Origin of the sequence: Candidatus Litorirhabdus singularis (assembly GCF_026262625.1) — a bacterium.
Classification (GTDB): domain Bacteria; phylum Pseudomonadota; class Gammaproteobacteria; order Pseudomonadales; family Halieaceae; genus Litorirhabdus; species Litorirhabdus singularis.
Genome location: NZ_SHNN01000001.1, coordinates 1,327,589 through 1,350,479 on the forward strand (window position 1 = coordinate 1,327,589; position 22,891 = coordinate 1,350,479).

Below are 22,891 nucleotides of genomic sequence, written 5' to 3' on the forward strand. Positions count from 1 at the left end.
GGTAGAGCTGTAGCATAACAGAATCTTGCTACTTCTGATTTCGTTGGCGTAGCGCCTCGCCAACGCCGCGCTCTACATCGCCCAGGGTTTTATCTACCGTATAGTGCTCAGCTGCCTGGTGTTGCTCGAACAGATTAATGATTTCGTCAGAGCGCTGACCCAGTTGCATAAGGCGCAAATAGTAACTCTTTTCCGCCGCCGGTCGGATGACCAGGTCCAGCAGGAAAGCGATAATGCTGATTGGGCTAAGAGCAAAATCCCGCGCCGCGTCCAGTGCTAATTTGACCTGAAAAAACAGCAGGTTACGCAACGCCGGTCGAGCGTTGGTGAGTGGATCTGCAGGTGCTTCCTGTTTACTTGCCATGTTGCTTGCCTCCAGCGCGATACTCCACAATGTTACGCCGATACTGCTACTGCCGTCACCAGAGGTTAAGCAAGCGCTGCCGCTTATTCAGGCGCCGGCAGCACTAACATCTGACCACTAGAGGCTGGGGTTTATGAGGTACTTATGTCCGGTGCTCTGTGTGCCGTACTCCGCGATGGCATCCAGGGTCAAGACTTGCTCCAGTGATACCTCGGCGCTGTAATGGCTGGCAAAGGTACTGTTGATCTCTGCGGCCACCCGCGCCTGCATTTCAAGCATCTTCTCGATACCGATTTTTTGCAGAAACGGCGTCAGTAGCCAGCCGCCCAGCCCCCATGTCAGGCCGAAATTGCGCTTTAGTACGGTGGGAGAGATATCCAGCCCACCATAAATGTAAACCTGCTTATAGGTGTCGGAGCCATAGCGGCTGTATTCTGCGGCATTGGCGCTGGCTGCAGCTTCCATTGCCCCCAATATTTGCCCGGCTAGTTCGCCGCCGCCAATGGCGTCAAAAGCCAGCGTGGCGCCAGTGTCTGTCAGTGCCTTAACCAGATCAGCACGAAAAGTGTCGCTGCTGCTGTTGCAGATATACTGTGCACCAATATCCTGCAATATCTTTTCCTGCTCCGGTTTACGCACGATGTTCACCAGCTGTACGCCGTCGGCGATGCAGATTCGATTAAGCATCTGGCCCAGGTTGGAGGCGGCAGCGGTGTGCACCAGCGCTGTATGGTTCTCCATGCGCATGGTCTCGACCATACCCAAAGCGGTTAGTGGATTAACGAAACAGGAAGCGCCCTGACGCGGTGTGGTGCCAGTTTCCAGTGCCATACACATCATTGCCGGCATGAGTCGGTATTGCGTGTACATATCGCCGCCGACAACGCCGACGGTTTTGCCCATCAGGGCCTGTGCTTCTGGTGCAGAACCGGCCGCTACAACAACACCGGCGCCTTCGTTACCAACTGCCATTGATTGTCCCAGTCGTGCCTTTTGCATGGCGAGGGCGGCTTTGCCCACCGGCGCCGTGATCACTGGTGCCTCAGCCGTGCCAGAGGACTCAGCTTTGCTCATATCTGCCAGACCGAATAACAGCCCGAGGTCAGACGGGTTGATGGGGCTTGCCTCAATACGCACAAGAACGTCGTTGGGGCCACATTCAGGGACATCCACTTCTGTCAGCGATAATTCAAGGATGCCGTCGCTGGTGACCATGGAACGCAGCTGTCGGGACTGGGCAGGTATAGACATTATGATTACTCGATTGGTGAGGGGGTTAGCACTATAAGGCAATTTGTCAGGTGCCGACAGCTTGAGTCATTCTCCGCGGGTAAATCCTCTACCCGGTCGCCGCTTGAGGTGTCGCAAGCGTTATTGGCAGTCTCCCGCAACGGTCAAATTACAAATTGCGCTGTCCCCGGCCGCTACAGTAATTTCATAAAGCTGCGCAGCTGGAGCCGGCAGCGCAAAACCATCGTAGTTGATGGGGTCGTCATCCTCTGCCGCACAGCTGAGCGCTAACGTATAGTCTCCGGCTGGGAGGTAGGCAATGATGTAATCCCAACGTGCGAAGGAATCGTTGAACCGGGGCTGCGTCAGCGCCAGCGGCGCTATGGCAGCCGTTGGCACGGTAGTAGAGCTGTCTGTGGTGTGTACGTCAGCCAGATCCTCTGCCACCAGATTGTGTCCGTTATAAAGGTAGACACGATTGCCGACCAGCGGATCAAGCTTCGCTGAGCAGACCTCACCCTCGCTGAACAGGTCCGTACTGATGCTACCGCCGACGCTCGCGCTGACAGTGGTATCGATGACACGTACACCCTGGGCGCTCAGTTGGTAGCTACTTCCATCCGCGTTTGAGCTTAGTGATTGGCCCAGCTCAAACTCCAAGGTGTAACTGTGTTCGGTGCCGCTGCCGATGCTGATGCCTGGCAGTAGGAGTCTCGATGAATCCGCCTCTAGAGGCTTTTGCCCTTCAATATCAACAACATAGGAGAAGTTCACGTCGCCGTCGAGGATGACCAGTTCGACTGCGGTATAGGTTCCTGCGACTAATTCAAGAGCGTCAATAATGATCAGCTGGCTGAGACCCGGATACTGCATAAGATCGACACTAATGGTGTCTGTTTCGGCGGCATTCTGGGTGAAAACGTCAATGATAACGTCGTTTATCCCACTGCCGCGCAGAACCACCTGATCGATCACCACTACCACCTCGCTCACCTCATCCAGTGGGGCATCGGAAATGCCCAGCGTCAGTGCCCCAGTGGGCGTGCTACCAGAGTCTTCACTGCTGCAGTCAAACCCGCAGCCGCAGCCTGCCAGTTGAACCATGGACAGAGCAGCCGTCAGAGCGATAGCGGCGATATAGGGCCGCTTATTGGTGGTCGATGAAAGCGCTTTCATAGAAGGCCTGATGCAGGTTTCCTTAATGGGCTAGTTTAACTGCATTGGGCCCCATTGTTATGTTAAGTTTTGTGATGATTTCAAGGCAACAATCTGGTGCAGAGCGTTAGCCAAAATAATCAAACTAGCACCCCACCGGAAGCCACATTGATGCAGCTTTTAAAAGCAAGAGTAAGTGCACACTACCGCATTTTGGTCAGTATATGATTGCGCTAAGAGTTGCGCGATTGAGTATTCGTGGCGTTATTATGCTGCTGCTGGGAGCGGTTTCCGGACCGGCTACTGCGGATCATTTCATTGGGCTCGCGGGAGATCCCGGGTTGCGTTCTGCCTCGGTTTTGGTCATTGATGGCGGCGGCAGGCAAATTTATGCCAGGGACGCCGATAGCGTGCGCCCGATAGCGTCGATTACCAAGTTGATGACTGCCATGGTTGTTATCGATTCAAAACCGGATTTCTCTGAGCCGATCTCGATTACCCGAGACGATCGGGACCTTGTGCAACTTACCGGGTCGAGGCTGCACTATGGTGCCACTCTCACGCGCGGCCAATTATTGAGGCTGGCTCTCATGGCTTCTGAAAATCGCGCCGCTATGGCGCTGGGGAGAACCTGGCCTGGAGGCATCGCTGCTTTTGTTGCTGCGATGAATAGGAAAGCGCAGGCTTTAGGAATGCGAGCTACGCATTTTGTAGATCCGGCCGGGTTAAGGGTAGAAAACGTATCTACTGCGCGTGATCTGGCGCTGATGTTGGTTGCTGCCAGTCGTTATCCCATGATTACGGAGGCCAGTACTACGCTGCGTAGCGAGGTGAGTCCCTGGTCCGACCGTGGACCCCTCGTATATGGCAATACCAATCGATTGCTGCGGAACCAAAATTGGGATATTTCGATGGGTAAAACCGGCTACATCAATGAAGCCGGACGGTGTCTGGTAATGCGCGTAACCATCGAGGGTGAGCCGGTTTCGATTGTCCTGCTGAACTCCTTCGGCAAGCTGACGCCCTTCGGTGATTCCAACCGTTTGCGGCACTGGATGCTTGGCAATAGTTAGCCAAGCGTCGCATTTTTGTTAACTCGGTCACACCCAGCGCAGTTAAGTTGCGCCGCAGGCTGATTTTTGTGACACGCGTTCATTCACTTTTGGTCGCGATGGCGTTGAAATAGCGGTCACGGTTTCAGAAAGACAGTCCTGATGGGGGAAGCGCTAAAGTGAACATGTCCCGAGCTAATAACGATAATGTAGAAAAGCTGAAAAAATACGCGATTATTGCCGGCGAACGTATTGCCTTGCCGGTAGACGCAAAATTCTATTTTCAGGATAAACGCGGACTTTGGTTCTGGTCTGCGCGCAAACCTAGAGTGATGGAAGAAGATTGGACTCCCAACAAGTCACCGGTTCAGATTGAGACTAAAGAGGGGTTTCGTCGCTGTTTGATCACTAATCCGGATAACACGGCGAAAGGCGCCTGGAAGCGCACTGTAGCGGCTGCTGTGAATCTGGATAACCGTCCCCGGGCTATGGCGAATAATGTCATGCCGCTTGCTGCTGGTGCAGGTCGCTAGCTAGCTCAGATATTCCCTATCTTTTTTCGGGCTGCCGCTACGCGGGAGCCACTGCGTCTGCTTCCTGGGCGCGCAACCATTCAGCTACAGCCTTACGTTCTTTGATAAGCGTCTTGGTCACCCGCAGATAAAATGTACGGTACAGCGTATCCCATTCGCCTCGCTCCAGATAAAGAGCGACCGCGCGTTTGGCATCAATATTTTCTGGTAGACCGGCCGGGTCACAGATTTTGCCTTTGAGCCCGCAGGCCAGCAACTCCTGAATCATGGTATTGCTGGAGTTTTCCTTGATATTTTGTTCCATCGTCTCCAAAGCACCTGCCAGCTTCTTGCGCAGCGGGAAGTCCTGTGCCCGCAGCAAGTTATGCAGCAATACCGGGAAAAGAAATAAAATCACCCGCTGAGCCTGTTCGGTAGACGCCGCTTCGAGATCCATCTTCAATGGAGGAAGTATGGGGCCTGCGCTGCTCAGTGCATTGACGTCCCTGAACTCTTTGAACATGTCCATGCGAGTGCAGACCAAGGCGCGGTGTGTCAGTGGATAAGTTGATGTTGCCATTTGCTAAAACCTGCTCCGAAAGTCGATGGTAAGTTATTGAAGTCTGAACGTTACTGGAATCATTACCACGTAATTGCTGCCATCCTCAGTGAGGAACTCCTCGCGAGCAACATCCGTCAGCTCCGGGAAGGGGGCTGCATTCTCAATGGCTTTGGCCGCCGCTTTATCGAGAATATCAAAACCTGAAGTGTTCTCTAGCGCCAGGCCGGCCAGTTCGCCCTCGGCTGTCAGAGTTGCCAGCAGCTCAACCTTGCCTTCACGCTGTCTCTTCACGGCGCGGCGCGGGTACTTGACGTTGGCGAATACGGAAGTCATTACTTCAGAAATATAGGTCGCCAGTTGACGTTGGTAGTCACGATCATCAATAACCAGAACCGACGCGTCACTGGCGAGTGCAAGCTGCACTGGCTCGCTTTGATCGTTGCTCAGTGTTGTCGGTTCAAATTCTGTGCTTTCAGCTATAGCGGGTGCGCTCGCTGTGGTGTTTGTTATCGTTTCTGTTGCTGTGGCAGCGACGATTGCTGGTGTATTCACCTCTTGATCGGCGGCGTCACTGGCTGCTGGAGCGAGTGTGGATGCCGGCTCGGTCAACGGGCTGGTGACAGCGGGAATTGCGACAGCTGCCTCCGTGGCGGCCACTGTTTTAGTTGCCGCAGCTACTGTTACCGTAGCCACTGCAGCGATTGGCACTGCGGCCACCTCTGCGATTTCCACTGTGGGTGCCGGTTGCGTCCATTGAGCCGTTGTTGCGACGCGCTTTTCAGCGGGGACCAAGGCGCGATAGCGCGCCATAGTGCCCGTATCTATGCTGCCAGACAGCAGGCTGTCGCGCAGCAGTGAAGAGCTTGTCGCTCCCACCCAGCCGGCGAAAAAGAAGTCAAAGACTGAACCATCGTCGACGCTTAGCAGTTCCGTGCCATTTAAGTAAAAGCTGGTCGCATCATCAGCAGACAGCGAAATAACAAATTGGTCACCCTGCATCAGGGCGCCCTTCATATGGCTTTTCAAGTTATTGATAACGCCGATGACATGTTCGGGAGCGCGTTGTCCGGACCCCATTTCAGCCTGCAGTAGCAGCGTACCAGAAAACCCGCGACTGCTGATGCGACGCGTTGCAATCCGATATTCCATTTCCTTGGGGCCTGGTGCCAAGTAAATATTGTCCAGTCCTGTTCCAGGCGCCAATAGTAGGCCGGCCACATAAATGTCTCTAGCGGTCTCCGTGTAGGCCGCTAATCCAGCGGGCTCCAGGGCGGGTCGGGCTTCCAGTGTGGCACTGAAAAGCAGTGCCACCAAGGCGAATTTTCGTAATCTTAGCGAGCTATTAAGCAACATTTTGCTTTCCCGTATTTTGCTTTTGTCTAGTTGTCGAGGGCTAAAAGGTGCAACAGAGGCAAGCCCTAAACAAGAAAAAACAGTGGGAAAACACAGAAAAACCGTTTTTTTGTCGATCACCGCAGCTTAGTTGCGCTGGCAATATGCGCACTGCAAATTACTTGCGCTGAGGGCGTTGTTTCTCACGAAAAGTAGAGTTTTTTGTATTCAAGGGGGTTGTTAGTAGTGAATATTTGTGTCGTGGTCACATACGTAATGGTTATATCTGTTGCGGAAGTTGAAAGCCTGCTTGCACAGGAGAATTGGAAAAAATGCCTCAGGAACATAACAGTATGAAAGGTCGAGTATTACTTGTAGACGATGACAAGATCATCCGAATTAAGGCTACCAGAATGCTTGAGGAATGCGGTTGCGATGTAGCGACCGCCGAGAATGGTTGGGATGCTGTCACGCAGTTAGATGACGTGAAGCCTAACCTCATCCTCTTGGATATCACGATGGAGCCGTTGGACGGATTCAAAACGCTGACGCTGATACGCGCCAGTAGGGGAGAGTTCAAAGACGTCCCTGTGGTGATGCTTAGCTCCCACGATGACGTCTTTACGATGGGCAAGTCGAAAGACAGAGGCTGCTCTGCGTATCTGGAAAAGCCGCTCGAGATGGAAGCTCTGCGGCAAATTCTGGGTGAGTTTCTGGCGGTGAGAGAGGCTTCCTGATGGATCAGGTGAACTTCGACCGACTACGCGCCATGGCGCAACACATCGGGCAGAACGCTGCACCGGTGCCGTTGGCGAATCGCTATGTCGAATACTGGTACGGCGCTGCTTTTGAGGTGCTCGGTGTCCGGTGCGCTGTCAGTCTTGAGGAAATTCGCAAGATCGTTGATGTGACCCCCACAGTACCCATTCCAGGCGTGAAGCGCTGGGTGCGTGGATTAGCGAATATCGGCGGTCGCTTATTGTCTATCGCAGACTTCAGCAGTTTTCTTTCCGGCGGCGAGCAGACTTCCAATGGCAAGCAGGCGTTTATTGTTAGCGGACGTGGCATTCACACGGGACTGCTTATCGACGCGAATTTTGGCGGCGTACGGTTTCCCAAAAACGAATTACGGACTGATGTAGCGGTGGCACAGCAATTGCAGCCTTACGTCAGTGGAGTATATACAGCGGAAGATGGCGATTACGCCGTATTCAGCATTGAACGATTATTGAACGATACCGACTTCTCACAGGCTGGTATAGCAGTTAATAACTAAGGGTAGGAGAAAGGCAATGAGTCCTTCGATTTTGAAACAACGTGGGCGCGTAGATTCCATCATGCTGCTGTCAGCAGTGGGGCTCGCGGGTGCATTGACAGCGTTTGCTTACAATATTTGGCAAATGTCTATCAGCAGCGGCTGGGATGAACAGTATCGGGGTGTTGCCTCGGAAATGCGCGTAACTACCCAAGATATAAACGTCAGTTCCAGAGAGGCTTTTGCTGGACAAGTGGACGCGTTTGCCGAGCTAGACGCCTCGCGCGCCCAGTTCCCGCGCAATCTGAATGTTCTGCAGAACGGCGCTCAAGGCGTACCTCGACCCGGATTATCAATGACTGCGCCCGTTAATCGGATTGTCACTGATTGGGATAAGGTTAGCGAAAGCGTTGAGGCTATATTAGCTGCGCAGGACCGCATTCTGTTTATTCGTGAAGTATCTGAAAACTTGAACACCAACATTAAGACTATTCAGGCCTATTACGCCGATCTGGTAGATATCCTGGGTGATACCAACGTCTCCAATCCAACCCTGCTCGCGGCACAGCAACAGCTATGGCTGATTGAGCGTATTGGTAGAAACATTGATCGTATTCTTGAAGGTAGTGCCAATGCACAGGCTGCCGCAGAGGAATTCAAGCAGGATGCTTTGATGTTTCAGCGCAACATGGAAGGCCTCAGGGCTGGAGATGATCTGCGTGATATCGATAAGATTACGGATGTAGATGGCATTGAAACGCTGAACCAGGCCGTCGAACTTTATGCGCTGGTTAGCTCTTCAGTAAACGACATTTACGATGCACACCCGGAGCTTATTCGATCTGCTCAGGCTGCGGCACTGATCGCTAACACCACGCCTTCATTGAGTGAAAGCGTAGGTGATGCGCTGGCTAATGTCGACCAGCTGGCAGACGATCGTGCTTGGTCTGGCACCACTGCTACCTACCTTGCTGGGTTAAGTATGCTGCTGTTTGCTCTTATAGCGCTGCGGCTTAATGGTGCGCGTAATCAGGAACGTCAGTCACAGGCCCAGGCCCAAACCACTCAGGCCGAGGTGCAGCAAAAAGTATATGAAATACAGCCCCTCGCTGAGGGAAATCTGACTCGAGATCTTACCGAGACCGACGGTATTACCCAGCCGATTGCTGTTGCTATAAACCAGCTGATTGCCTGGATCCGGGAAGTTGTCACCTCGGTGAATAACTCCAGCTTGCAGGTCACCGAAGCGGTAGAGGCATCCGCAGAGGCCTCGGCTGAAGTTAAGAGCAGCTTGGAAGAAGTCGGTAGTATTGTTGCCGACACAGCGTCCACCAGTAGTGAGTTGGCGTTGATCAATAACCACATGACTGAGCTGGCGGAGACGACTGATCAGGCTTCGGATGAGGCCGTGGAGGCTGCCCGGCAGGGTGATGACGGTATTCAACACCTGATGGTTTCGGTTGAAGATATTCGCGAATCACAGCAAACAGTAGCCAAGACTAGTAAACGTCTGGGCGACGACATAGAAATTGTTGCTGACCTGTTGTTCAAGATTCGTGAGGTTGCGAACTCGATTTCTACGCTGGCGATGAACACTAGAATTGAGGCTGCCTCATACTCTGGTGAGGGTGGTCAACGCTTCGCAGGTATTGCCGATGAGACGGGTAAGCTGGCGAACCAGACTAACGACATTGTTCAGGAAGCTGACCGCGCGATTCGATCAGTGAGTAACCGCATGGCGGAATCTAACCGCAACATGGAAGGTGCTACGCAATCGCTGGTCAAGCTGACCGGTATTGCCTCTGATGTACGTGAACGCTTTGGTCATATTCTCTCTCTGAGCGAGAACACCCGCAACTATATGGGTGACATGCGCCAACAGATTCAGCAGTCCGGTCAGTCGTCTGGTCACGTTACGGAATCTGTCAGTGACATTCTGGAAAAGATTCTGGGAACGCAGCAAGCGGCCAACCGAATGGATGCCGCTACCAATGACATGCGCTCGCTGTTTGTGCGTTTGAGAGAGGATACGCAGCGGTTCAAGCTGGAGGAAGAGGACGGCGTTGCTGAGGTGCCGCGTGATGCAGAGCTAGCTGCTGCTGGGGTTGCTGATGAACCTCTTGCCGAGCTTGAAAGCGCGCAGGACCAACTCAATGACCTGGAGATGGAGATCGACATGGAGTTGGCCGAAGAAGGTGATTACGACGCCTTCGCGAATTCAGAGTTGGAGCAGAAGGCTAGCTAATGAACGCCACGTTCGAATATCCGCGAATATCTAAGGAAGAGCTCCCCCGTTGGGAAAGCTGGATCGAAGGTGTTACGGGAATTACCCTGCGAGGCCACAAGCGAGTGCTAGAACGTTGTATCTATCCTCGTCTGTTGGCCTGCGGAGTTCCCACACTGGAGGAGTATCAGCGCCTGGTTGAGAGTGGCGAGCAGGGCAGTTTGGAAAAGGCCGCGCTGATTGATGAACTGACGGTCAAGGATTCTCGATTTTTTCGCAACATTGCAGCGATGAACGCAGTGGGTGACTTTCTTCGGGAAGAAAATCGACAGTCCTATGCAGCCGCTCGTCGTTTCAAAATTTGGTCAGTCGGCTGTTCGCTGGGTCAGGAAACATGGTCACTGGCAATGATCGCTTCTGAGCAGTTGGGCGGTAGTCGTGCTCATTGGGAGGTACTGGGAACGGATATCAGTCCCAGTGCAGTCACCTTTGCAGCGCGCGGAAGCTATAGCGAGAAACAGGTGGCAGCGGTATCAGATACGCGCCTGAGTCGCTTTATGAAGCTAGAAGAGGCTGATTGGAAAATAAGAAGCCAGTTACGCGAAAGAGTGGCCTTCGGTAGTTCGAATTTGATTAACCTGGAAAGCTGCCCTTATACGGATATGGACGTGATCTATTGCCAAAACGTTCTGATCTACTTCCGGGAAGACACGGCAAATCGCATCCTTGAACAGTTGGTTCGCAGGTTGCAACCAGGTGGCCTGTTAGTTCTGGGCGCCGGAGAGGCACCAAATTGGGGCTCGTCAGATGTTACGCGCTGGCGCCCTGAAACTGTAAACGCATATCGCAAATGCACACGGAAATGAAAGCTATGACTCAATACTTTGACTTTGTTGCACTCGGTTGGATTGAAAAGTATCTGCGCGATGAGATGGACGCTGCTCAGAAATGCCTGAAATCCTACGAGCGTGAGCCCGCAGAGAATCAACATTTGCAAGACGCATTGCGCAGTGTTCACTCGGCTACCGGCGTCTTGCGCTTATGTGCACTGGAACCCGCGGCGCTGCTCACCGGCGAGATTGAGCGTGTGCTGGGACAGTTGATAAAAGGTCATATCAGCGGCGACGCCAGAAAGCTGGCAATGACAGAGCTGGTGGCTGCAATCGAGGCGTTGCCAGCTTACCTGGCCAATGTGCGAGCCATGCGAGAAGTATCGGCGGGGGTGATAGCGAATGTCATTAATGATTTGCGTCATTTTGGTAATCGTCCACCGTTGCCAGACTCCTTGTTTTTCAACCCAGCGCTGGACGTAACAGCGGGTATAACCGCAGGCCAGGCTGAAGTAGATGAGGTTAAACTTAAGCAATTTTCGGCGCGAGCTTTACGCGTCTGTTATGAGTTTTCTAAACCAGCCCTGAAGAAAGATCATGAAGCTCTAAAACGGCTCTACGCTGTTGGAAAGCATGCTACTTCGATGTTGGCTGGTACGGTTATGGAACCGTACTTTCGCTGTTATATGGGTTTGATCGAAGCGATCTCTCAAACCAGCACTACCGTAGATGAAGTTATTACCGACATATTTAAAACCACATTCTTGATGCTTAAAGCAATGGCAGCAAGCGGGCTTGGAGCGGTGGAGGAGAACAACCCTGCAGCTGACATCAAGAAGATGATGTACTACGTGGCTAAGGCGCCGTCTCCCACAGCTCTGCAGCAGACTTTGAAAGACAGTTTTGGCCTTCAAAACGTCGATGACGTTCGTATCGAAAGTGCCGGGCGTTTGATTCAGGAAGATGATTTGTTGGAGGCGCTGCGTGACACGCTAAAGTATCTGCTTGAGGTGATGGAGTTTATTACCGCTGAGCATCGCAACATTTGTTCGTCTAACGCGAAGCTGGTTAATACCATGGTCCCGCGGATGCGGCAGATCGCTTTGCAGCTGAAAGCGATTGGTCTGGATACACATTCTGATACTGTTATGGGTCAACACCATACCCTTGCAGGAATGGCAAAGAGTGACAAGCCAGCTCCCCACGCGGAGCTGGTAGATTTTGGCGGCGCGCTGGTTGCTGTTAAGGAGAACCTGGAGCATAAGCTGAAGCATGGCCTTAGCGCTGAAGGCGATAGCATGGGACACGATCTTGACGTGGCCATTATGGATCAGACCATTCGCTGTCTCGCAGATATGAAAAACAGTATTAATCGAGAGTTCGCGCGTAAAGATTTGCTTTCGTTCAAGCACAACCTTGATGCTGAAATAGCGCCTTCGCGCGATTTGGTAAGGCCCTTCTTCAGAGCGGCAGCGCTGGTTAACGATCGGGAACTGCAACGCTCCATTGCCGGTTGGGAAGATCAGGATTTACCGCCCGCCGAGGAGTTGGCAGAGCTGGCAGACAAACTGTTGGCAGAAATTCCCGAGCACGCCTACGCTGAAAGTGCAGCGTCTGATATGGAGCAGGTGGTATCGGTATTAGGGCTGATGGAAGACAAGCAACGTGAGTCAGAGGTTCTTACCAGCTGCGTCAGCTATATTCGTGAGTCCGTTAATCAAGGTGGTCTTGAAAACGATGCAGGCATGGTTTGTTTTGCCGAATCTGTTGCGGCGCTGGAGCAGTATATGGAACGCTGCACAGAGGATCCTCTCGGGAACTCTGATGAGCACCTGCAACGGGCCGAAGCCAGAGCGGCCATGCTGTCTTCATTCATTGTGAAGCGCGATAATGCGGCGTCCGACGGTGACAATATATTTGAATTCGAATCCGCTCAAATGTCTGCAGCAGTGCCAGATTCGCTGGACCTTGGCGACGCGGATGCGCTGGTGGATGAACTTGTAGACACCGCGGGTACTGCTGAAACTGAGGAGCCAGCCACAGACGAGATTACAGATGCCGCAGAGCATGTCGCTGCATTTGTAGAAGCCGAGGCCGAAGCCGAAGCTGGGTCAGAAATTGAACAGAAAGTTGCCGTCGAAGAGGAAGCGCTACGCCAGGTATTCTGGCGCCACGCCCTGGAATGGTGGCAGCGGGCTGAGGTGAGCCGCGAGCCTGGTGCTCCGCAGCAAGATCCAGATGTAGAGCTGGATGAAGAACTCATTGAGTGCTTTGTCGAAGAGTCCCGTAAATATATGCGCCGTTTGGATGAGGCGACGCCTTTGTTTGCCGCTGATCTTGGCAACGAAAAGGTAGTCCTGGAAATTCGCGCCATCTTCCATACGATGAAAGGCAGTGCCCGCACTATTGAACTCAATGCGGTAGGTGAGTTCATGTACTCTATAGAGAAAATATTCAACGCAATACGCGATGGCTACATTCCGGGTACGCCAGAAGTAGCCGAACTGGTTGCGGCTGTCTCCGCTCGCTTTCCCTCTATTGTGGAAAACATTAATCGCAACATTCCGCTCTATGATGTTGATTTCAATATCCCGGTGCGAATCGCAGGAGCAATAGCTGACAAGCGCTTTAACCCGATTTCGGAAATGATCGCTTGTAATGCTGTAGATGAAATCGAGGAGATGATTGCTAATGCCGCCGTTGAAGAAGAGGTGGCAGAAGAGGTAGCAGAAGAGGAGGTAAGCGAGGCAGTCGGCGTAGAAGGTAATACTGATCTTGACTTGGTCGCCAGCGCCGAAGAACTGCTCGATATTGAGCTGCTGGAAGATACCTCAAGTGATTTTGATGCGGCCACGGCTGCAGTCCTGGAAGAGGCTGATGAGGCCCCAGCAGATTATCAGCTGGAAGATGTCGTTCTGGAAGATGTCAGTGCTGTAGTGATGGTCAGCGATGACGCGATACCGCAGTCAATATCGGATGTCGCTGAAATCCAGACTAAGTCGGACAGCGATGTTGCCAGCCTGTGGCAAGCCGGAGACGCTGATTCGATACTGGATCACGTTGCTCATCTGATGGATGTGAATACACCGGATCATGCGAGCTCGCAGACGGCGTCAAGAGCAATCATGTTGCTAGGTTCACTGGTGCCGGCAGTGGTTGAGTTGCGCGAGGGCGGATTTGTACAGCTTGATCAGCCCAGCCTCGGATACTTCCTGCACCTGCCGGTCATTGAGCAGTTAGCCAGTAATGCGGTCTTTGGATTGGTTGATAACGGTCGCGGTGAATTCTTTAAGTTTCCGCTTTCTAAATCAATTACCGTCGGTTTGCAGGAGTATCTGGCGACCTTGCTTGATGAGGAGAGTGATTCAGATGAAACTGATAAGGTTCACGAATCTGTTGTCGGCTTTGTGCGCGCTGCACTGGCGTTACCGGAGGTAGATTTGGAGTCTAACGCGGTTATCGACGATCGCGCGATGCAGCAGTTTGAGGTTGAAATACCCATGGGCAGTGAAGATCTGTCGGTGGAAGATGGCTATGAGCTCAGAGATATTGAGCTGGGCTCTGACGTAGTTGTGCCTCTTGGCGAGGTCATGGCCCAGCGTGAAAGTCAGCAGCGTCCGCAACGTGACCTGGAAGCTGGAGCAACGGCTCAGGTTTTCAGCATGGACAGTCAAACTGCAGAGACACAAGCAGAAGGGCTCAAGGAGGAAACCGCCTATCGTCCCAAGTTTGGTCTTGGCCAAGGCGAGCCTACAATCGAGCCGGCAACCCCGGCTGCAGATATTGAAGAAGATATTGATGAAGAACTTCTGGACCTATTTATTGAGACTCTCAGTGAGTACCTCGATTCGATAGATAGCGCGCTTTCACTGCTCGGCGAAGGTGATGCCAAAGGGGCGCAGCGGCTGAAGAATACGCTACATACAATTAAGGGTGGAGCAAACTCTGTAGGCGTGAAGAAGTTTGGCAGTCTGGTGCATGAATTCGAAAGCCGGATTGTAGATATTGAACACGACGGTGATATTACCTCTGCCGACTCGCTCGCTCAGATCTATCCGCAGGCTCAGCTGCTGCAGGAGGCCTCGGCCTTCATTCGCAAGCGTCGGGTGGACTGGGATGCGGAACTTGCAAGCCTTGATGTCGTCGCAGAGGAATCAGCCGAGGTAGTTGATGACTTCACCAATGCTGAGGTACGTCAGGAAGCGCCTGAACTCGCGACACGCAAGGCCGATACCCTTCGGGTTACCACGGCGAAGGTAGATGCCTTGCTGGATGTTGGTGCTGAGATCAGCATGAGTAATGTGCGAACTCGACGTGCGCTTGATGTGGCGATGCAGAATCACCTGGAAGTTGAGGGTCTTGCGCGACGAGTAGAAGGGCTGGTCGACAAGCTCTCACTGCAACTGGATACTGAAATTCAGGCCAAGACCGAGACGGCTAGTGGTGGACAATTTGATCCTCTGGAAATGGACAGAATTACCGAGAAGCAGAACCTGGCGGCGATCCTCCGGGAAGCAGCCTTCGACTTGCATGAGGAAGCGCAGGAGATAGGCGTACAGATCAGCACCGCTGTGCGAGAGTCCACGGCAATTGGTCGCCTCATCCAGAACAGCCAGGCCGACCTGCGCTTGCTGCGTCTGGTTAGCTTCTCCAAACTTGGGCCTGGCTTCCGCCGCCTGGTGCATCAGGTCAGCCATCAGTTGCACAAGCAAGTCGAGTTTGAAATTATGTTCGACGAGGGTGGGCTCGATGTTGGGGTGTTTGATCACATTCGCGCCGCATTAGAGCACATGCTTCGTAACGCGATAGATCATGGTATTGATACCCCGGAGATGAGAGCCAAGCGCGGTAAGAGCGAGACTGGCAAGGTTGACCTTACAATCAAGCGTCAGGGTTCTGAATTTCTTATCCAGTTACTCGATGACGGTAATGGTCTGGACCCGGACAAGCTGCGCGATAAAGCGCGGGCTCAGGGAATTCTGGGTAGCAATCAGTCGCTGTCTGATGAGAGCGCCTTGCGCCTGATCTTTGAAAGTGGCTTGAGTACTGCCGATTCAGTGTCAGATATATCTGGGCGCGGAGTTGGAATGGATGCTGTTCATCAATCTATAACCCAGGTTGGTGGGCGCATAGATGTGCAGTCAAAAGTCGGTTTCTTTACCCAGTTTGATATTAGAGTGCCCGCCAGCATCATGGTTAACGGTGCGCTGCTGGTTAACATCGGCGAAGAGCAGGTTGCGGTACCGCTGAACTCTCTGGATGGTTCGGATTTCTGCCATCGTGATGAAGCGCTGCGTCAATTGAAACAGAAACATCCGACACTGAAGTTCCGTGATGCAGATTATGAATTGCGATATCTCGGTACTGTTCGCGGTGGACTACCCGTACCCAAACTTGAGGATATGCCGGAATTTTTGCCGGTGCTCTTTGCTCATTATGAAAGGCGTCGTGTGGCATACATTGTAGACTCCATGACTCCGGCCGAAGAATTGGTTATTCGTAGTCTCGGGGCTCAGTATTCAGGAGTTCATGGTGTCGCGGGCGGATCAGTCAAATCAGATGGGCAACCGGTGTTGGCACTAGACCTGAATGAGCTTATCCGTCAGTCGGAACTGATAGATGCGGACAGCGAAAACACTAAAGAGGAAGCGGACACTGATACGGTTGTGCTCTGCGTAGATGACTCGGTAATGATGCGGCGTACTTACGAGAAGCGATTGCAGAGTCTGGGCTATGTTGTAGTTACGGCGGTCGATGGCGAAGACGCACTCGATTACTTGTCCGAGGCCACGCGTCTTCCGGACTTCATTTTCAGTGATCTGGAAATGCCGAATATGAATGGCTTTGACTTCATTGCGAACTTGCGCCGGGCTCCAGTGCTGGAAGCCATTCCGGTGGTGGTGGTGTCTAGTCGCGATGGCGAGAAACACCGTACCGAAGCGCAGCGGGTTGGTGCCACCGACTTTATGGCCAAGGGTTCTAACAGTGCTGAAGGGATGCGCGCCATGATACAGCGCTACGTAGCCCCAGCGGCTTTGGCCAGCTAGGGTCAGATTGAATCAGGAGAATAGGATGACGGCTCAAGAAATGAATGAGAGTACCCTGGAAGTTGCCCTACTGCCGCTGGGCGATGGTCGCTGCATTGTAGTACCACTGGACGCTATCTCTGAGGTCAAACAGATGGCACCGGAGGCCAAATCAGGTCGCGATTTGGGTGAACTCGACTGGCGTGAAATGATGCTACCGATAGCATCTCTTGACGCTGTCTGTGGGCTGGATACGCCGCAAAAGGAGCAGCTGGAGAGCGTGGCAGTGTTCAAGGCTAGTGCCGCATCTAAGCAGCCCTTCCGAGCGCTGGCGTTTGCCGGTACCGCAGCTCATCGCAGGGTGTCTGCGAGCTTGATGGAAGAGGCTGAAATTCCTGCTAGTGGCCAATTCTTGGGCGCAACGAAAATCGGGGACCAGGTATTTCTGATCCCCGATCTACAGGGCTTGCTATTTGCCGCCTGAAGAATCAGTTGGTAGCGTTTTTCTCAGCCCTTGTTTTACGGGCAATGTCTTTGATATACGCCAAGCGCTCCGGATAGCGGTCTTGCATTAGTTCGGCAACGCGAGGTAGATCCAGAACACCGGATTTGAGCACTTCATAGCGCCCGGCGCTGCGGTCATACTTTAGTACCACACCATCTTCTTCACTGAGTCGCTTTTTCACATAGTGGAAGGTGCGTTCGCTGCAGTCAGCGGCGTCGCTTAGCAGCAAAGAGTTATCGGTTTCCATTAAGTGCATGGCTAATAGCACCAGATATTTTCGGTGCGTGCTCTTCGCGGGAATAGATTCCAACCCAGAGCGATTGAGCTGGTTGTAGGTCAGTGTATTTTGCGTATTTATGCAGGTTGCCGAACTTGCCACGGTCATTTTGCTCCTTACTGCTTTGATGCGGGAAGCTAAGGCTTTACCGTATCGCAGTGGGTTATCTTGAAAATACATTAACCCACGCACCAGTCGTGCAGAAGTACATTGGAGCAGCAGTTGCAGCTTTAGTGACACGTGTCGCAAAAAGCGTGGGGTTCACCCACAACTTGAAGCGGAAAGTACTACCGCAAAGGTTTACAGGGCTCAGGATAGAGCGACATAAAATCTGCAGCGAGCTCTTCCGGGGTGCCCTGATGTTGGACTATATTTGCTGCGATGGCCGACTCTGGCATTGACGGTGCGACCGCGCTGGCTGGCGATTGCACCCAAACACGGCTGCCTACGGCGTGCAGGGAATGTAGTCCGCGGCAGCCATCCTTGCCGGTTCCGCTGAGTAGTAAAGCGCCTGCTGGAGCAGGGCGCAGCCCTGACATCGTTAGCAGCAGTTCATCAATATTGGGGGTCTCTGCCGTGCCCCATTCATCACGTACGCTGAACACTTCGCCATGACTGGAAAATCTTAGTTTGCAGGCGGCAGGAGCAATCAGTATATGACCGGGGTTAAACCAGTTTCTGCCGCGCGCCATGCTGCAGCGCAGGTCCTGATTGGCATGTGCTACGGCGGTCAGGTAGCGCTCTTGATCGGCGTGAATATGTTGAGCATAGATGAAGGCTACTGGCGGTACATGCGTGAAACTGGCAAAAAATCTAGCGGCTGCCGGAACCCCTCCGGTTGAGCCCGCAATGACCCATACAGCCTCTACTTCAGGAAAGCGGCCGGGGTCGGTAGTGACGCTGTCGTTGCTAGCGTGCCAAAAATCAGCGGTCCAACGCTCCAGTGTGTTGGCGATACGTCGGCACCAGTGCAGGTAATCCGCGCTGGGTCCAGGCTTGGGGCGGTTGCTTAACGCGAGTACCTGCGGCTCTATCCATTGCATAGCGTCGGAGACTTGGTTGGACTCTCCGCAATCGATTACCCAGGCTGCGACAGTAGGGAGCTTCCCAGCTACCAGCTGTCTCGGGAGTATCTCAGTCACCCCATAACCGGCTTTGCACAGCAGCTCGCTAAGCTGGTTGGTGCTGTGATCGCGAATGATCCCGATCTGCGGTTGTGGAGATCGGGTTGGTAGGGTTTGATCCATCCTGCCAGCAAATCACTACAGGCCGCGCAGGGCAACGGGGAAAGAGGAAATCTGTTAACTGAATCCCACAATGAGTACCCGCAGCCATGGCGTTGCGTGGCTTTAGGAAATATGAGTACAGTAGCTGATTAAGCCGCTGTGGTTATTGTCCGTAGGTACACAGGTAAGCAGTTTCAACCTCTACCTTGAGGTCAAAAACTTTGCCCGCATCCACCTCAAAACTCTCACCTGCGGAATAGGTAGCCCAGCTGTCGCTGCCGGGCAGTTTGACTGTTAATGCACCGCTGACTACGGTCATGGTTTCGTACTGGCTAGTATCAAAGCTGTATTCGCCTATTGCCATGACACCTACCGTGGCAGGCAGGGTAGCCGATTGAAAAGCAATAGAGGCAACCTGCCCGTCAAAGTACTGGTTAATGCTGAACATGTTCTGACTCCGTAAAAAAGCGCGTTAGTCTAGCAGGCTTTTGCGCTACTGTCGGTGGCGCTTTATGCCGAGCGTCTTTGTCACTGCTCTAGTATGCGGACCTCGCGCTGCGGGAACGGAATGCTGACGCTCATATCCTGCAGCAGCTTGTAGATCATCGCATTGGCACGGTATTTATGGCTGAAGTAGCCCTTGGAGGGCACCCAGTAGCGGACTCCGATGTTAATGGAGCTATCGCCGAAGTTGTCAATGCCTACCTGTAATTCTGGACTCTCGGCAATGCAGTCCAGCGCCGCCAAACCTTCTTGCAGCGCTTGAATGATCGCATCAGTATCACTGCCATAGGCAATGCCAACGGTATCTTCAATAATCTTGCTCTCAAATGAGTTGTACAGCACCTCACCGATCAAGTGCCTGTTGGGAACGACGATAACTTCGTCGTCTTCAGTGCGCATCAGAGTCATACCTAGCCTGACCTCCTCGACGACCCCGGAAATTCCGCTGACAGAAATGGTATTGCCGACCACGAAAGGGCGCGTGAGTATGATGATAAAGCCGGCACCGTAGTTTGATACAGGGCCTTGCAGAGCGAGTCCTGCGCCTAGAGTCAGGGCACCCAGTGCGGCGACAAAGGGTGCTACTGAGATGCCAAACTTGCCCAACGCAATAATGACAAAGCATGCCAATACCAGCAGATAGATGATCGAACCAATGAACTTGGCGAGGGTGACGTCGACATTTTTACTGTCGCAAAAGCGCACCACAAAGGCGCTAAACCAGCGCGCTACCAGCCAGCCAATAATGAGAATAATAATGGCGCCAAGCACTTGAAAGCTGTATCTGACCAGGAATTCGGCCACCATACCGTAGATGTTTTCCAGCATTTCAATATCAACGTCCAGTGCTTCTTCCATAGTGCCCTCGAAAATTTCGGTGGTGGTGATTCAGCGTAAAGCGGCCGCCTAAAGGTGTTTACCGCTGTAGATTGTTATACGCGTATAATCGGTTTTTTTACAGCGTTTGTGTAGTGCCGAATATGCGTCTCATCCTGGCCCCAATGGAGGGCGTTATCGACCACACCATGCGTCATCTGCTAACGCAGTTGGGAGGCTATGATCGTTGTGTAACCGAATTTGTTCGGGTTACGGGTTTGTTGTTGCCGCCGCGAGTTTTCTACCGCTATTGCCCGGAACTTCGCAGCGGTGGTAAAACCCCTTTTGGAACGCCAGTATACCTCCAATTGCTGGGTGGGCGCCCGGAAGTGCTGGCTGAAAATGCGGCGCGAGCGGCGGAGCTGGGTGCTCCTGGTATCGACCTGAATTTTGGCTGCCCGGCGCGATTAGTGAACAAAAATGACGGTGGTTCTATACTGTTGCGCGAGCCTGATCGCATTTATCGTATCGTTGACGCTGTGCGAGCGGCTGTGCCGCCGCAGATACCGGTGACGGTCAAAATGCGTCTGGGCTATGAAAACCGCGAGCTACTGCAGGACAATTGTCAGGCGGTTGCAGCGGGCGGTGCGGATGAGCTTGCGGTACACGCCCGTACCAAGGTCGATGGCTATCGCGCGCCGGCCTGGTGGGATGAGATAGCGCGTGTGCGTGAATGGATTGATATCCCGGTGGTTGCGAACGGCGAAATTTGGAGCCCGCAGGACGCCCGGGGCTGTCGTGAAAGCAGTGGCTGCACTGACCTGATGTTGGGTCGGGGAGCTTTGGCGCGTCCCGATTTGGCGCGCTTGCTGCAAGCAGACTGGAACGGCAATGTGGATGCCCACCCGGCACTGGACTGGGGTCAGGTTTTGCGACTGTTGCAAGATTATTTCGAGCTCCTGCAGGTGCACTATGCACCGCGCTATCAGGGCAACCCCATCAAACAATGGCTGGTCTATCTGCGCCAGTATTTTCCGCAGGCCGCCGCGCTGTTTGAGCAGGTTAAGCGGCTGCGCGATCCGCAATTGATACGCGCGGCATTGATATAGTTAAGAGACGCTTAAAAATTGTTCAGCAACAACTAACTGAGGTAATACAGCATGGCCGCCATCGAAGACTTGAGCCAGCAACCGCTGCCCACCGACCAGGTCGGTTTGCTGGAGGGTTTGTGCAATACACGCGCGATCAGGCGTTATCGGGACGAACCCGTGCCGGATGCGGTGCTCCGGGATATTCTGTTTGCCGCTAGCCGCGCTCCCAGTGGCAGTAACCGCCAACCTTTTCGTTTTCTGGTGTTACGTGACGGCGAGAAGGCGGCGCGCGCCAAGGCACTGATCGCCGGCGGCGCACAGGACATCTGGGGCCACAAGAGCCAGCAGGACTCCTACGAAAAAGGGTCCGGTAGTGACCCCAATTCACCCAAGTCACGCATGGCGAGGACCATGAGTGAATACGTTGACAATTTTGCCAGTGTCCCCTGCCTGATACTGCCCTGTTTGATCCGTTACCGTGAGCCCAATCCGGCGGAAGGCGGTTCGGTTTACCCGGCCGTTCAGAACCTGTTGCTGGCTGCACGTGGACTTGGCTATGGCGGGGTGATTACCGGCTTTCATTGGCCGGTGGAGGCCGAGCTGAGGGAACTGCTGGGAATACCCGAAGAAGTATTCATCAGCTGCACGGTGACGATTGGTAAACCGCAGGGCAGCCATGGTCCGGTGCGTCGTCGCCCGCTCTCGGAGCTGGTTTACAACGAACAATGGGAACAGCCCGCAGATTGGGCGCAGGATCCGCCGGGAACTCGTCACACACGGGCTGGCCCGCCGCCACGGCGTTAGCTATGTGCGTTTAAACGACGTTTTCCAGCAACATCTCGATAAGCGCGGCACCGGCCCAAGTCAGCGGCACGATGATAATATAAAGCACCAGTCGAGTGATGGCGCCGGCGTCAAATGGCCATACCGGGGCCAGCAGCACTTCGCGCCTGAGCATCAGTAATTGATTAATCTGTGTCATTACCGCAACGCTTTCATCACCGAGAGTAGCGCCGTCGCGGCACTGCTCTATACGCTGATTGAGTTGTGCGAGAGCATGGGTCTTGGTAGCGCTGAGACGTTTGTGCACCGGCCAAATGGGCACCGCAAATAACGCCAGCAGCGGTATTCCCATGCCGATCAACCCTGGCAGTGCCGATTTCATGGAAATTGAGCTGTCGATAGACATCAATGAAAACAAAGCCTGTGCGCCGATGATCGCCAGACTGGAAATAATTGCGACGCGCGCGAATCCTATGAGAGGCTGTGTATTGAGTAAATCTACGCGACAAGTCTCCGCACCCAGGCGCGCGAATCGAATCGCAGTATCAATCAGCGACGCCATCACGGTGGTAATCGTCAGCCATACCAGTAGGGTTCCGATCCAGCCGATCAATGCGCCGGGGCTTTGCTGCAGGTAGGGCAGAATGCCGTCAGTCGCAGATTGCAGCAGTAGGATCAGATGGGCAGTGCCTCCCGCCAGACCCAGTAAAGCAAAAAACGCAGTGTGCTTGAGGCTGGATCCGCCAATCTCATCGTGCAACTGCTCGAAATCAGCGTCGCTTATATCAAGCTGCGGGCGCAGTTCAGTTAATGCCTGTCGGCAATGTTCAGTGATAAGACTGAATACCGGGATGATATAGGCCAGGACGGCACTGAAAAATAGTGAAGGTGTGGTGAATCCGCTGGCTGTGGTTGGTGCTCGGCTAAAGAACGCATATGCCACAACAAAGATAACTAGGGCGGTAACGAGTCTGCCGTACTTGAACGGAAGTACCAAGTATAGCGGCCATATGGGTCGTGTCATTGGTGTCTGCCGTTAATCGCCTTAGTCTGCAAATTAGCAGCTTTGCAGCGTTGTTGCTACTGATGACGTTTGGGGTGAGCTGTTGGGTCGAATTTATTCGGCCCCACAGAACTCAGTCAACGA

General features: G+C 53.3%; 20 protein-coding genes. 10 read left to right on the forward strand and 10 right to left on the reverse strand.

Features of this window, described 5'->3' with window-relative positions:
- Window positions 1-28: 28 nt before the first annotated feature.
- The 3 genes from EYC98_RS05935 to EYC98_RS05945 all read right to left on the reverse strand — a co-directional run bounded on the left by EYC98_RS05935 (window position 29) and on the right by EYC98_RS05945 (window position 2,770).
- Entirely contained in the window at window positions 29-364 is a 336-nt protein-coding gene (locus EYC98_RS05935; protein WP_279244393.1) for a hypothetical protein, read from the reverse strand.
- Between the two features lie 117 nt (window positions 365-481).
- A complete protein-coding gene (locus tag EYC98_RS05940; protein ID WP_279244394.1) occupies window positions 482-1,615 on the reverse strand; it encodes a zinc-binding dehydrogenase in 1,134 nt (377 codons plus the stop codon).
- A gap of 120 nt (window positions 1,616-1,735) precedes the next feature.
- Window positions 1,736-2,770 carry a DUF4382 domain-containing protein gene (locus EYC98_RS05945; protein WP_279244395.1) on the reverse strand — a complete coding sequence of 345 codons (1,035 nt, stop codon included), beginning with the start codon at window positions 2,768-2,770 and terminating at the stop codon, window positions 1,736-1,738.
- 203 nt (window positions 2,771-2,973) lie between these two features.
- Here EYC98_RS05945 and EYC98_RS05950 point away from each other — a divergent pair, with 203 nt between their 5' ends.
- Both EYC98_RS05950 and EYC98_RS05955 read left to right on the forward strand, forming a co-directional pair.
- Window positions 2,974-3,822, forward strand: a complete 849-nt coding sequence (locus tag EYC98_RS05950) for a serine hydrolase (RefSeq protein WP_279244396.1) — start codon at window positions 2,974-2,976, stop codon at window positions 3,820-3,822.
- Between the two features lie 158 nt (window positions 3,823-3,980).
- Entirely contained in the window at window positions 3,981-4,334 is a 354-nt protein-coding gene (locus tag EYC98_RS05955) for a hypothetical protein (protein WP_279244397.1), read from the forward strand.
- A gap of 37 nt (window positions 4,335-4,371) precedes the next feature.
- Here the strand turns inward: EYC98_RS05955 and EYC98_RS05960 are convergent, their stop codons facing one another.
- Window positions 4,372-4,893 (reverse strand): hypothetical protein, encoded by a 522-nt coding sequence (locus tag EYC98_RS05960; RefSeq protein ID WP_279244398.1) that lies wholly within the window; start codon window positions 4,891-4,893, stop codon window positions 4,372-4,374.
- Between the two features lie 33 nt (window positions 4,894-4,926).
- Window positions 4,927-6,228, reverse strand: a complete 1,302-nt coding sequence (locus EYC98_RS05965; RefSeq protein WP_279244399.1) for a TonB family protein — start codon at window positions 6,226-6,228, stop codon at window positions 4,927-4,929.
- A gap of 332 nt (window positions 6,229-6,560) precedes the next feature.
- Here EYC98_RS05965 and EYC98_RS05970 point away from each other — a divergent pair, with 332 nt between their 5' ends.
- Genes EYC98_RS05970 through EYC98_RS05995 form a run of 6 tightly spaced genes read left to right on the forward strand, consistent with a single transcriptional unit; the run spans window position 6,561 to window position 17,026 of the window.
- Window positions 6,561-6,944 (forward strand): response regulator, encoded by a 384-nt coding sequence (locus EYC98_RS05970; RefSeq protein WP_279244400.1) that lies wholly within the window; start codon window positions 6,561-6,563, stop codon window positions 6,942-6,944.
- The gene (locus EYC98_RS05975; RefSeq protein WP_279244401.1) at window positions 6,944-7,483 is read left to right on the forward strand and encodes a chemotaxis protein CheW; all 540 of its coding nucleotides are present in this window, start codon (window positions 6,944-6,946) and stop codon (window positions 7,481-7,483) included. Before EYC98_RS05970 ends, EYC98_RS05975 begins: the two co-directional genes overlap by 1 nt.
- A 16-nt stretch (window positions 7,484-7,499) precedes the next feature.
- On the forward strand, window positions 7,500-9,707 hold the full coding sequence (locus tag EYC98_RS05980) for a methyl-accepting chemotaxis protein (protein ID WP_279244402.1): 2,208 nt from the start codon (window positions 7,500-7,502) through the stop codon (window positions 9,705-9,707).
- Window positions 9,707-10,552 carry a CheR family methyltransferase gene (locus EYC98_RS05985; protein WP_279244403.1) on the forward strand — a complete coding sequence of 282 codons (846 nt, stop codon included), beginning with the start codon at window positions 9,707-9,709 and terminating at the stop codon, window positions 10,550-10,552. Before EYC98_RS05980 ends, EYC98_RS05985 begins: the two co-directional genes overlap by 1 nt.
- A 5-nt stretch (window positions 10,553-10,557) precedes the next feature.
- Window positions 10,558-16,563, forward strand: a complete 6,006-nt coding sequence (locus EYC98_RS05990; RefSeq protein WP_279244404.1) for a hybrid sensor histidine kinase/response regulator — start codon at window positions 10,558-10,560, stop codon at window positions 16,561-16,563.
- 25 nt (window positions 16,564-16,588) lie between these two features.
- Window positions 16,589-17,026 (forward strand): chemotaxis protein CheW, encoded by a 438-nt coding sequence (locus tag EYC98_RS05995; RefSeq protein WP_279244405.1) that lies wholly within the window; start codon window positions 16,589-16,591, stop codon window positions 17,024-17,026.
- Window positions 17,027-17,030: 4 nt separating this feature from the next.
- On the opposite strand, the gene EYC98_RS06000 is transcribed toward EYC98_RS05995, so the two are convergent.
- The 4 genes from EYC98_RS06000 to EYC98_RS06015 all read right to left on the reverse strand — a co-directional run bounded on the left by EYC98_RS06000 (window position 17,031) and on the right by EYC98_RS06015 (window position 19,912).
- Window positions 17,031-17,432, reverse strand: a complete 402-nt coding sequence (locus tag EYC98_RS06000; RefSeq protein ID WP_279244406.1) for a hypothetical protein — start codon at window positions 17,430-17,432, stop codon at window positions 17,031-17,033.
- Between the two features lie 179 nt (window positions 17,433-17,611).
- Complete coding sequence (locus EYC98_RS06005; RefSeq protein ID WP_279244407.1) at window positions 17,612-18,466, reverse strand: chemotaxis protein CheB; 855 nt, start codon at window positions 18,464-18,466, stop codon at window positions 17,612-17,614.
- Between the two features lie 247 nt (window positions 18,467-18,713).
- Window positions 18,714-18,998 (reverse strand): pyrimidine/purine nucleoside phosphorylase, encoded by a 285-nt coding sequence (gene ppnP / locus EYC98_RS06010; protein ID WP_279244408.1) that lies wholly within the window; start codon window positions 18,996-18,998, stop codon window positions 18,714-18,716.
- 80 nt (window positions 18,999-19,078) lie between these two features.
- Entirely contained in the window at window positions 19,079-19,912 is an 834-nt protein-coding gene (locus EYC98_RS06015; RefSeq protein WP_279244409.1) for a mechanosensitive ion channel family protein, read from the reverse strand.
- 122 nt (window positions 19,913-20,034) lie between these two features.
- Here EYC98_RS06015 and EYC98_RS06020 point away from each other — a divergent pair, with 122 nt between their 5' ends.
- On the forward strand, window positions 20,035-20,979 hold the full coding sequence (locus EYC98_RS06020) for a tRNA dihydrouridine synthase (protein WP_279244410.1): 945 nt from the start codon (window positions 20,035-20,037) through the stop codon (window positions 20,977-20,979).
- A 51-nt stretch (window positions 20,980-21,030) separates the two neighbouring features.
- Window positions 21,031-21,765 carry a nitroreductase family protein gene (locus EYC98_RS06025; protein WP_279244411.1) on the forward strand — a complete coding sequence of 245 codons (735 nt, stop codon included), beginning with the start codon at window positions 21,031-21,033 and terminating at the stop codon, window positions 21,763-21,765.
- A 10-nt stretch (window positions 21,766-21,775) separates the two neighbouring features.
- Here the strand turns inward: EYC98_RS06025 and EYC98_RS06030 are convergent, their stop codons facing one another.
- Window positions 21,776-22,768 (reverse strand): hypothetical protein, encoded by a 993-nt coding sequence (locus EYC98_RS06030; RefSeq protein ID WP_279244412.1) that lies wholly within the window; start codon window positions 22,766-22,768, stop codon window positions 21,776-21,778.
- Window positions 22,769-22,891 lie beyond the last annotated feature (123 nt).